Below are 10791 nucleotides of genomic sequence, written 5' to 3' on the forward strand. Positions count from 1 at the left end.
GCCGACTGCAGAAATTCGCCGCCCAATGGGCGGCCGTCGACGTCCAGCTTCACGGCTTGCAGCAGGTCGCCTTGCGCCACGGCGGCAACCGCGCGCGTCACCTCGCGGGTCGGCCACAGCAGGTCGTCGATCAGCGTGTTGACCGAGCCTTCCATGTCGGCCCACGACCCGCTGGCGAGACCGAAGCGGACACGCTGGCGCGTCTTGCCTTCGCGGCCGACGACCTGGCCGACGCGTTCAAGCTGTTGCGCCATCCGTTGATTGGCAGCCACGATCTCGTTGAACGTATCGGCGATCTTGCCGTCGATGCCGAGATGATCGCCGGTCATTCGCACCGAAAAGTCGCCGCTGCGCATCGCCTGCAGGGCCTGCAGCAGTTCCTGCGAGGGATCCTGCTTTCCATTGGTGTAGGTCGGTTTCGTTTTAGCACGCCGACGCGAGGACGGATTGACCGAACCGAGTTCACTCATGGAAGTCCCCTCAAGAGCCGGAAATGGCGCCCAGAGTCTGCGCGCATGCGAGTCGGCCTCGGCCGATCAAATCGTGAGCATCGCCGCAAAGCAAGTGAAATACCTTAGATATTACAGAGCGATAGCTCGGAAAAACCGAGCCGAGGGAATCAATTCAACAATCGGAAAAACGTTCCCGCCAAACTCAATTTTTTTTAGAGACGGTTCAAATAGCCCTGCCGCTGTTCCCTGACAGGAACTTTCGCGGGGGAGGGGCGCTCTCTTGCGAACCTAGCGCTGCGGGACTTGCCGCCGCGGCGGGCGCGGGCTGACAGCTTGAGGGTCGAACTTCGAGGTAATCTTGTTGGCGCTTTCGCTGACATCGAGCAACGTCTGGCGCGCTTCCTCGATTATGATTCCCGACTTCTTGTCAAATGTCTGGGCAAATTCGCGCATCTCTCTCAGTTTATCGAACAGTTCGTCAGCCTTTCCATCCGCAAATCCTGGCAAAAGATTGTCGATGCGCGCAATCGCGTTGTCGAAACCCGCAAAGGCGTCGTCGGCCTTGGCGATCGCCTTGTCGATGACGTCACCTCGGCTCGCCAGCGAGGCCGTGTAGGTCTCGAAACTCAACAACCCGTCCTTGATCGTCGATTGGTTGCCGACAAGAACCCGATCGACATTGTGCAGGGTGTCGCGAATCGACTGGATTTCGCTCAGGTCGGCGGTCAGGGTTGGAACGCCATCCTTGTCGGCAGGCACGGGCGGATCCGAAGAATCTCCGCCGACCAGCGAGATCGCGGCAATACCGGTCAGCCCTTGAAACTCCAATCCAACGACCGTGTCCTTGCGGATGGGCGCGTTCTTGTCGACCCTGACCTCGGCGACGACCTTGCGCGGGTTGTCGAGTCTGAGGGAGAGGACTTCACCGATTTGAACGCCGTCGAAGTTCACGCTGCCGCCCCGGCGCAGGCCGCTGGCCGAGCCGCCCTCGAACACGATGCGCATCCGCGTTTCCTGCGAGATGGTACGGATTTTCCGTACGCCCAAAAGGCCAAACAATCCTATCGCCAGGATCGCAAGCGTCGTGGTCCCGATCATGAGATTGGTGGAGCGCATCTTCATTCAATCGCCTGTGTCCCGCCAATTGTACGGGTAAAGCGGGCGCGGCGAAAGGCGAAAGGCCGGATCCGCGGCTTCGGCGATTGCGGTTCCGCGGCCCGTTACGGTGTCAGTGACGTCACGTAGGCCGCAAGCGAGATCATGTCGTCATGCGATAGCTTTTCGACCACGGGCCCCATCGGCGCACCGGCGCTTCCGGCCCGCGCATGCTGTTGAAAGTCATAAAGCTGACGGACCAGATAGCTCGGCGAACGTCCGGCGATGCCCGGAATGGGAGCGACGCCCCTGAGGTCCGGCCCGTGGCACGTGATGCAGGGCGTGGTAATGCCTGCGCCGCCGGTCGTGGCCAATGCCTCGCCCTTGGCGATACTGCCCTTCGGCACATAGGCGATGAACTGCGAACGTGTATCGCGGTGTTCGAATTGTGCGGCATCTACCGGCGTCTCGAGGATGCGCTGCCCGATCGGCTCGCTCCCGCCATCCTTGACGAGCATGTAGAATACCCGCGCGATTTGCGTGACCGGTACGGTGTCGGTCTCCACCACCTTGATATTGGCCGCGGGCTTGAGCGCGGAGAAATAAGCCGCGGCCGCTTTGATCTCTTCCTCATTGCTGGCTTTCGCGATCGCCGTCATCAGCACGCTCGGGCCGCGTTGCGGGCCTGCGAACTTGCGCGCACCGCTTTTGTAATCCGCGATCTGCTGGATGATGTAGGCCGCCGGCAAACCGGCGAGGCTCGCGTTTTCCGGTCCGCCGGTGCCGGCGGCGCGATGGCAGGAGCCACAGGCACGCACGTCCGGCATCCGACCATGCGCCACCACATCCGGCATGGCGGGATGATCCTCGGGATGCCAGTCGGGCACAAAAAACAGATCGCGCTCCTGCTTGATGGTGAAACTTGCGGTGCTGTCGGGGACGTGTTGCGGCACGTCGTCGGCAGGCGTGACCTTGAAATCCGGAACCCAAGGATAGGCCCATGCGGGAAATGACGACGGCGGTGCAGATGCGGGCGTTGGAGATTGAGTCTGCGCCATCGACGTGGCATTGACAGCCATACCGATCACCGCCACGGCGGCCAGTGTTGCTATTCGCATTGAATTCCTCCCGATTATTATTGGTGGCCGCCGGAGCTTTTTGCAGCAGCGTTATTGAGCACGATCAATCCATCGACGGCAACGCCGGTCCGTCTGTTGACCAGAAACGGATTGACGTCGATTGAGGCAATTCGGTTGCCGGCATCCAGCATCAGATTGGACAGGCCGACGAGCGCTTTGACGACAGAGGCTTCATGCAAGGCAGGCTTGCCGCGATAACCGCGAAGCTTCACGCCGGCCTTGGTGCGGCCGATCAATTTTTTGGCTTCGACAGCATCGAGCGGCGCGCCGGCCAGCGCGACATCTTTCATCAGTTCGATCTCGACGCCGCCGGTGCCGAACAGCACAACTGGCCCCATCTCGGCATCAAGCGCGGTGCCGAGGACGAGTTCGAGATCGGCCTTGACCTGTTGCGCGATCAGGACGCCATCGATTTTCGGCTTTCCCTTCAGTTTGCTGACGCGCGCCGAAATCTGGTCAAAAGCCTTCTTGACCTCGGATGCCGTGTTGAGGTTCAGCACCACGCCGCCGACGTCCGATTTATGCAGGATATCCGCGCTGACGACTTTGGCGACAACGGGAAAGCCGATTTTCTTGGCGATCTTCACCGCCTCGGATGAGGTTTGCGCGATCTCTTCTTTTGACACCGGGATGCCGTAGGCCTTCAGAAGTTTTTTGGAGGCAACTTCGTCAAGCGCTGCGCCCTTGGCGTTCTTGAGGATACGCTCCAGCGCGGCGCGGGCCGAGGCGGAAGAGCGTGACGTGATCTCCGGCACATCCTTGGCAAGACCGGCATAGTCGATCAGCGCCTTGATTGCGCCCACTGCACGATCGAGGCCCTGCATCACGGCGATATGCGGCAGCGATGTTCGCAAACCCTTGGTGAATTCGGTGAAGCCGATCGACATCGTCGATATATAGATCACCGGCTTGTTTGCGTTCGCGGCCAATTCGTCGACCAGCCGCAGGCTACGCTCACGCAATTCGTGCGGTGCTTTTGGCAGTTCGGCGTCGATGATGACGATATCGGTGTCGGGATCGTCGATCATGATCTTGATCGACTGGATATAGACGGAGGGATCGACCACCGCGGCAAAGCCGGCATCGAGCGGATTGCCGACGATCGAGCCGGGCCCAAGCATGTTGGCGAGCTTGTCGCTGGCCGCCGGACTCAAGCTTGCGAAGTTGAGCCCGGCGCCGGTAAAGGCATCGATCAAAAGGCCGCGCTTGCCGCCGGACAACGTGACGGCGGAAAGGCGCGAGCCTTTGGGCGTGGTGGCGTGGACAAAGCATTCCGTGGTTTCGATGAGCTCGTCGAGACCGTGGGCGCGGATCACGCCTTCGCGGGCCGAGATTGCATCGAAGCTTTCGATCGAGCCGGCGAGGGCGCCGGTATGCGCCATCGCCGCGGCGCGGCCGCCTTCCGAGGCACCGAGTTTGATCGCGATCACCGGTTTGCCGGCTACGCGCGCGGCCTTGCAGGCGTCGCGGAACGCCTTGGTGTTGCGGACGCCTTCGAGGTAGACCACGATGACGCGGATCGAAGGATCGACCGCGAAATAATTCATCAGGTCGGTCGTCTCGAGGCCGGCCTCGTTGCCCGTCGTCACCATGTAACCGACGCCGACACCGCGATCCTCCAGCGCCTGGCGGATCGCCATCACGATCGCACCGGACTGGCCGGCGATCGCGACCGGGCCCGCTTCCATGGTCACCACGCGGTCGTCGATATTGGTGAAGAGATTTTCGCCGGCGCTCAAGTTGCCGAGGCAATTCGGGCCGGTGACCGCGAGCCCGGTCTCCCGGATCGCCTGTTGCAGCTCGATGGCAAGCCTCTGACTCTCGATGTCCTGCAACTCGCTGAAGCCGGAGGTGACGATCGTCGCCGAACGGGCGCCTGAAGCGGCAGCGTCCCGGATCACCTGGATCGCAAAGCGCGCCGGCACCATCACCAGCACGTGGTCAGGCTTGTCCGGCAGGCCAGCGAAATCCTTGTAACAGGGGACACCCCAGATGGATTCGCGCTTGCTGTTGAGCGGATAGAGACCGCCCTCGAATTTGTATTTGATCAAGTTGGTCCAGATGCGCTCGGCGTAATTGCCAGGCTTGTCCGTCGCGCCGACCAGCACGATGTTACGCGGATGCAGCATGGCGTGAATTTGCTGGACGACTCGGCTGGCGCCCGATGACGGCGACCATTTTTTCGATGCCGCGGTTCCTGAACGGGCTTCCATGCGCCTTGGCCGCCATCCCTAATGATTTCCCGGAGACGAGGATCGGTTTGAGAGACTCCGGGTATTTGATTTCTTCTTATTGATAGTCCGAAGGCGTGGCAACTCGCGCTGACGGAGGAGGGCCGCTACCAGGCAGGTCTCGGCTGCGATGGCGAGGCAATGCCGGCGAGCAAAACGGCCAGGATGCCGGTCAGGAAGATGCCGTCGAATGTCCCGGCACCGCCGATGGAGGCGACCGGTGCGCCAAGGCCGCCGATCTTGTCGAGATTGGAGAGGTCTGCGCCGATCAGCGTCCCCATTGAGCCGCCGATGTAAGCGAGCGGGGCGGCGTATTCGCGCGACAGCAGGAAAGCAAGGATCGCGGTCGCGACAACGGGCGCAAACACCGGCACCGCAATGCCAAGCCCATGCACCGGGGTCGCCATCGAATGAATAATAAAGGCGATGGCGATGACGGCGATCGTCGCTCTACCCCAGAGCTGATAGCGAAGCACGAGATAGCTCGACATCAGTGTGGGGATCACCGCGCCGCCTACATTGACGGCCAGTACGGTGCCGGGCCATTGCGCGACCTGCGGCACCACATATTGCATGCCGAAGAAATCGATCACCTGTCCGGACCGCACCGCTCCCGGCAGGACGGTGACCGGAATGTTGAAGTAGCTGCCGATCAGCGAGCCGAACAGCAAAAACAGCGCGGTCCCCGGGCTGACGCCAAGCTTCATGTAGGCATATCTGAGAATACGGAGCTGAATCAGGATGATCAGCCCGACGAACAGGAAAATCAGGATGGAAAACAACGCCGGCGTGAGCGGCAGATAGTGAACCTGGGAGTTCATGGCATTTTCGGCCGTTCAGTATCGGTTGCCTGATCCGAATAAATTGGGAAACTTGGCGCGAAATCGCAAGGTTCTAATTTTGGCAACGGGGAGGCAACGTGATCACGCTATATCACTGCACGGCGGCGCGCTCGTTCCGTCCGCTGTGGGCGCTTGAAGAGCTGCAGCTTCCCTATGAGCTCAAGATGCTGCCGTTCCCGCCGCGGGCATTGGCCAGGGACTATCTGGGCCTCAATCCGCTCGGCACGATTCCTCTTCTGATCGACGGCGACACGCGCATGACGGAGTCGGCGGCGATCCTGCAATATCTGGCCGCGCGCCACGGCCCGACGCCGCTTGCAGTAGGTATCGATGAGCCCGACTACGGCGCCTATCTCAACTGGCTGCATTTCGGCGAAGCGACGCTGACGTTCCCGCAAGCCCTGGTGCTGCGTTATTCAAAACTCGAGCCGCAAGAGCGACGCAGCCCGCAAGTCGCAGCCGACTATGCGAAGTGGTTCTTCGGCCGGCTGCGCGCGGTCGAGGCCGCGGTCGCCGATCGCGAGATGCTGTGCGCGGCGAGGTTTACGGTTGCCGATATTTCCGTGGGATATGCGCTGCTACTGGCCGAGCGCATCGGCCTTGCCAAAGATTTCGGCCCCGCGGTCGCGGCCTATTGGGGCCGGTTGCAGCAACGCGATGGGTTTTGCCGGGCAGTAAGAGCGGAAGCTATCGCTGGCGAGCAGCAAAATGCTGCGAGCCTATGGTGGTGACGGCTGTAAAGCGCCTGGTGGTCCGGTTCCAACATTCGGATCCCTTTTCAGCGGGCACCTTTGCGAATGTCAAATCCACTCCACTAGCTCAATTGGCGTCGAGCAGTTTGTTCAGGCGCAGCCGCGTGATGATGTAGACATTCTGCAAATCGTTGGCGAATTCGGTTTGTGTGTCGTTTTGCAGCCGCCGCTTGAATTCGAAGAAGATGCCTTCCTTGGTGTACATCCGCACCGCAATGATGAAGGGAAATCCGAATTTTGTCTTGTACGCGGTATTGAGGTTTGACAGTTCGGCAAACTCTGGCGGCGGCAGAGCGTTCAGCCCGGCGCCTGCCTGCTCGGCGACGGACGAGGCGGTCATGGTACCGGCCTGCGCTTCCTTGCCGGCGAGATCAGGATGGGCCTGCAACAAGGATAGCTGCCGGGCTGCCGGGGCCGTTTTGGCCACGGTAACCATGGTCGCGTGCATTTCATCGAGGCTCGCAAACGGCCGCCTCTCCCAAGCTTCCTCCGCGACCCAAGGCGATTTCTCGAAGATGCCGCCAAACTTTACGACAAACGCAGCGCGATCCATCGCGTTGATCGGCGCCATGTCGACCGGGCCGGCGATCGCATTCGCAATCGAGGCCGGCCCGAGCGCGAGAGCGAAGACCAGGCACGCAAGCAGCCGAGAACGATCAGTCATCTTCAGCCTCCTTGCGTTGCGGAAGTGATCTTAGCTGCCGCGGTAGGTCGTATAGCTCCAGGGCGTTGCCAGGATCGGCACGTGATAATGCGCTGTCGCATCGGCCATGCCGAACTGGATGACGGCCTTCTCCAGGAAGGGCGGGTTGGGCAGCTGGGCGCCGAGCTTGGCAAAGTACTCGCCGATATAGAATACCAGCTGGTATTTGCCGGCCTTCATGTTTTCGGGCGTCAGCAGGGGTTCGGCGTTGCGGCCGTCGGCATTGGTGTGCACCGTCGCGAGCAGCTTGTAGGTTTCGCCCTCGAGCACGCTGAACTCGATCTTGATGCCCTCGCCTGGCTTGCCGTTCGCCGTATCGAGCACGTGGGTGGTCAATCCCGGCGATCCGGCCGCCCAAGCGGTCCTGTTGGCAAATGCGGCGAACGCCAGCATGGCCGAGCCCGCTCCCAGCAGACCCCTTCGATTAACGACTGTCTTCATACTGATCCTGCTCCGTTGCATTGCCCCGCGCATGATAGGGTCACGCGATTTAGCGCTGCAAAAACCGCGCCACGCAAGATATTTTCCTGCGCCGACGGGAGCGAGGGAGAAAATTTGCAGTCAGCGCTTGAGCGGCGGATTGTCGCGGGCCTGTACGGCATGTTCGGAAGAAGCCCGGGCTTTGGCCATCGTCGCATTGCAATATGCGTCGCGGTCGCGATCGAAAGCCTGCTGGCGTACCCGGAAGGCCGCAACCCTGCGGCGGATTTCGTCGCGCAGGTCGCTTGGGCCGATCGGGGAGAGACGGGCCGGGAGGACATCGACCGGGCGCTCCACGGCGAAGGGCTGGTCGAATGATACTGGCTTGGGGCGGGCCTCTGGCCTGACATCGGCGTCCGTCGCCTTTCCGGCAACCGACTGTACAAAGGCCATGGTCTGCGCCAGCAGCAGGTCGCGCTCGTTTTTCCACGTCATGATGCACCCACCCTTCGACTATCTGAGCAAAGGGCCGGTGAGCAATCAAGCGATGCGGGGCAGTCATCCACACCATTGCGCGCAAGTCGCGATCTTTGATGGGGTCATCAATATTTTCGCCGATGCGATTCCTTGCTCCGGGCGGTGCTTCAAACCGACGTGCCGCCGCCACTCCATTCAGTGGGGGCACTGGTGGCATTTGACCATCGGGTAGGCGCCGAGTCCTTCGCCGACAAAGCCGCCGGCGCCGTTACCCCAGGTCATCTGGAATTGGACTAATGCTAAGTTGAGATGTGAATCCCCGCTTGCCGTGGACGTAACACGGCCTCTGTGAACGGCATTCCGTGGGCCGACCCGTCTCCCGCTTAGAAGTTATCCGGATTGAATGCTTCGCCGGGTGCGTGCGATGAAGTCGCGCGCACACAAGATCGATCGATGACGGCGCGTACGTCGCGCCTTTGCGACCCAAAGGAATGATGATCCTCATCGCTTAGAGCTATTTCAGTTTTGCGCAGCGGATTTTATCTCTGGATTGCCCGGCGCAGGCGCAAGCGCGGCCGCTTGCGCCACCAAATCAGAAGCGTGTCGACGTGAGTGCTCCAGGCGCGGCTCATCCGAACTGGTTGCGCGTTTTTGCGGCACCTTTGTATCTGGCCGCGGCAAGCGGTCTTGGATTTATTGCCGCGTTCCTGTGGGGAGATATCGGTCGCTACGTGTGCTGATTGGGTATAGGCCTGACCCTGATCGCGATCGCCTGGGTAGACCCTTATCCCGCCTGTTTCCCCGCATTGTCCCACGATGACACGATTGTCGCCCCGGACAATCGGCCGGTTGCGTCCGACATCACGGCCGGAGGATTATTCCAACGCCGCAAAATGCCGCGTCGGCGATTTTTCACGGATCGGTTGCGTCCCACGCAGCAGATTTTGCTTGATACTGTTTGCCGCTTGAACAGACTATCGAACGGTCTCTTGGTCTTGTCGCATATCTGCATTACCTCGATTAACGGTTGTATTTGAGGGGGACGAAATGAGCACGACTGAGCAATCGACGCGTTCGGCGCGAATGGCCGACCGTCGATTCTATGGCCTAGCTCCGATCCTCATTGTGCTCGCGGGGCTTCTCGCGGGCTGCGAGGAAAAGCAGACGCCTCAGGCTGCGGCCGCGGGCCCGCCGGTCACCGTCGCCCAACCCGTCAAGCGAACTGTCACGGACTGGGACGAGTTCACGGGACGGTTCGATGCGGTTCAGCAGGTTCAGGTTCGTCCCCGTGTCGGCGGTTTCATTACGGCCGTCGAATTCCGTGATGGTGCCTTCGTCAGCACCGGCGACCTCCTGTATCTTATCGACGCCCGTCCGTTCGAAGCGGTGGCCACGCAAGCCGAAGGTCAGCTTTCGGATGCCCGCGCCAAGGTCGAACTGGGCAAACGGGAACTGGATCGCGCGCTGACGCTGCAGCAGTCGCAGAACGTGGCAGACAACATCGTCGATCAGCGGCGTCAGGCGCTGCAAGCCGCAAGAGCGGCCGAAACCCAGGCCGAGGGCGTGCTCAAGGCGGCCCAGCTCAATGTCGAATTCACCCACGTCACCGCCCCGATCAGCGGCCGGGTGAGCCGGCATCTCGTCGACGTCGGCAATCTGGTCCAAGGCAGTGAGGGCAGCTCGACGCTGCTGACGTCGATTGTTTCGCTCGATCCGATCTATATCTATTTCGACATCGATGAAGCCACCTACCTTAAATACAACCGGCTGTGGTTCGAGGGTAAACGCCCGAGTTCGCGCGATACGCCGAACCCGGTCGAGGTGACGCTGACGGGCGAGACCAAGCCTTCCCGTAACGGCACGATCAATTTTCTCGACAACCAGCTGGACGTCTCCACCGGAACGCTGCGCGGCCGGGCGGTGATCCCGAACCAGGACTTGTCGATCCTGCCCGGACAGTTCGGCCGCGTTCGCCTGATCGCGAGCGCGCCTTACGAGGCGTTGCTGGTGCCTGACGCCGCCATCGCCACCGATCAGGCCCGCAAGATCGTCTTTGTGGTCAAGGACGACAACACCGTCGAGGCCAAGCCCGTCACTTTGGGGCCGCTCGATGAGGGCTTGCGCGTGGTCCGTGAAGGCCTCAAGCCGGAAGACCGTGTGATCGTCGATGGATTGCAGCGCGCGCGGGTCGGGGCAAAGGTCACGCCTCGCGAGGCCAAGCCTGCTCCTGCCGGTGGCAAGATATGAATCTCGGGGCGCTTTCCGTCAACCGACCGATCCTGGCGATGGTGCTGTCCATCGTGCTCCTGATCGTCGGCGCGATCGCCTATACGACGCTGCCGGTCGCCGAGTATCCGCAAGTCGTGCCGCCCACCGTGGTGGTCACCACGCAATATCCGGGCGCTTCGGCGCAAACCGTGTCCGACACCGTCGCTGCCCCCATCGAGCAGCAGATCAACGGCGTCGAGGACATGCTTTACCTCTACAGCCAGGCGACCTCGAACGGCCAGCTCACGATCACCGTGACGTTCAAGCTCGGCACCGATCTCGACAAGGCCCAGGTGCTGGTCCAGAACCGGGTCGCGATTGCGACGCCGCAACTGCCGGACGACGTTCAGCGCAATGGCGTGGTGACGCGCAAGAACAGCCCCGACATCCTGATGGTCGTGTTCATGTTGTC

General features: G+C 61.3%; 10 protein-coding genes and 1 pseudogene. 3 read left to right on the forward strand and 8 right to left on the reverse strand.

Going from position 1 to position 10791, the window contains the following annotated elements:
- The 5 genes and pseudogenes from ABSE61_RS34630 to ABSE61_RS34650 form a co-directional block, all read right to left on the reverse strand.
- Window positions 1–470: pseudogene (locus tag ABSE61_RS34630) on the reverse strand (hypothetical protein); the annotation flags it as partial.
- A 270-nt stretch (window positions 471–740) separates the two neighbouring features.
- Complete coding sequence (locus tag ABSE61_RS34635; RefSeq protein ID WP_423875690.1) at window positions 741–1568, reverse strand: MlaD family protein; 828 nt, start codon at window positions 1566–1568, stop codon at window positions 741–743.
- Window positions 1569–1672: 104 nt separating this feature from the next.
- Window positions 1673–2665, reverse strand: a complete 993-nt coding sequence (locus ABSE61_RS34640; protein ID WP_423875682.1) for a c-type cytochrome — start codon at window positions 2663–2665, stop codon at window positions 1673–1675.
- A 17-nt stretch (window positions 2666–2682) separates the two neighbouring features.
- A complete protein-coding gene (locus tag ABSE61_RS34645; RefSeq protein ID WP_423875683.1) occupies window positions 2683–4899 on the reverse strand; it encodes an acetate--CoA ligase family protein in 2217 nt (738 codons plus the stop codon).
- Window positions 4900–5024: 125 nt separating this feature from the next.
- Entirely contained in the window at window positions 5025–5738 is a 714-nt protein-coding gene (locus tag ABSE61_RS34650; protein WP_423875684.1) for a DUF1614 domain-containing protein, read from the reverse strand.
- A gap of 98 nt (window positions 5739–5836) precedes the next feature.
- Between ABSE61_RS34650 and ABSE61_RS34655 the strand changes: the two genes are divergently transcribed.
- Window positions 5837–6490 (forward strand): glutathione S-transferase family protein, encoded by a 654-nt coding sequence (locus ABSE61_RS34655; RefSeq protein WP_423875685.1) that lies wholly within the window; start codon window positions 5837–5839, stop codon window positions 6488–6490.
- A gap of 88 nt (window positions 6491–6578) precedes the next feature.
- Here ABSE61_RS34655 and uraD read toward each other — a convergent pair whose 3' ends face one another.
- The 3 genes from uraD to ABSE61_RS34670 all read right to left on the reverse strand — a co-directional run bounded on the left by uraD (window position 6579) and on the right by ABSE61_RS34670 (window position 8129).
- Window positions 6579–7175: a 2-oxo-4-hydroxy-4-carboxy-5-ureidoimidazoline decarboxylase gene (uraD, locus tag ABSE61_RS34660; protein WP_423875686.1), complete on the reverse strand. Its 597-nt coding sequence runs from the start codon at window positions 7173–7175 to the stop codon at window positions 6579–6581.
- A 30-nt stretch (window positions 7176–7205) separates the two neighbouring features.
- On the reverse strand, window positions 7206–7607 hold the full coding sequence (gene uraH / locus ABSE61_RS34665; RefSeq protein ID WP_423875691.1) for a hydroxyisourate hydrolase: 402 nt from the start codon (window positions 7605–7607) through the stop codon (window positions 7206–7208).
- 168 nt (window positions 7608–7775) lie between these two features.
- Window positions 7776–8129, reverse strand: a complete 354-nt coding sequence (locus tag ABSE61_RS34670) for a hypothetical protein (protein WP_423875687.1) — start codon at window positions 8127–8129, stop codon at window positions 7776–7778.
- Between the two features lie 1029 nt (window positions 8130–9158).
- Here ABSE61_RS34670 and ABSE61_RS34675 point away from each other — a divergent pair.
- A complete protein-coding gene (locus tag ABSE61_RS34675) occupies window positions 9159–10358 on the forward strand; it encodes an efflux RND transporter periplasmic adaptor subunit (protein ID WP_423875688.1) in 1200 nt (399 codons plus the stop codon).
- A partial coding sequence (locus tag ABSE61_RS34680; RefSeq protein WP_423875689.1) for an efflux RND transporter permease subunit occupies window positions 10355–10791 on the forward strand: 437 nt, incomplete at its 3' end. The genes ABSE61_RS34675 and ABSE61_RS34680, both read left to right, overlap by 4 nt.

It is taken from the genome of Bradyrhizobium sp. (assembly GCF_049519115.1).
Taxonomy (GTDB): domain Bacteria; phylum Pseudomonadota; class Alphaproteobacteria; order Rhizobiales; family Xanthobacteraceae; genus Bradyrhizobium.

Coding starts and splice junctions, on each gene's coding strand:
- ABSE61_RS34640 (WP_423875682.1), bottom strand. CDS start 2,665: ATGCGAATAGCAACACTGGCCGCCGTGGCGGTGATCGGTATGGCTGTC.
- ABSE61_RS34645 (WP_423875683.1), bottom strand. CDS start 4,899: ATGGAAGCCCGTTCAGGAACCGCGGCATCGAAAAAATGGTCGCCGTCA.
- ABSE61_RS34635 (WP_423875690.1), bottom strand. CDS start 1,568: ATGCGCTCCACCAATCTCATGATCGGGACCACGACGCTTGCGATCCTG.
- ABSE61_RS34650 (WP_423875684.1), bottom strand. CDS start 5,738: ATGAACTCCCAGGTTCACTATCTGCCGCTCACGCCGGCGTTGTTTTCC.
- ABSE61_RS34670 (WP_423875687.1), bottom strand. CDS start 8,129: ATGACGTGGAAAAACGAGCGCGACCTGCTGCTGGCGCAGACCATGGCC.
- ABSE61_RS34675 (WP_423875688.1), top strand. CDS start 9,159: ATGAGCACGACTGAGCAATCGACGCGTTCGGCGCGAATGGCCGACCGT.
- uraH (WP_423875691.1), bottom strand. CDS start 7,607: ATGCTGGCGTTCGCCGCATTTGCCAACAGGACCGCTTGGGCGGCCGGA.
- uraD (WP_423875686.1), bottom strand. CDS start 7,175: ATGACTGATCGTTCTCGGCTGCTTGCGTGCCTGGTCTTCGCTCTCGCG.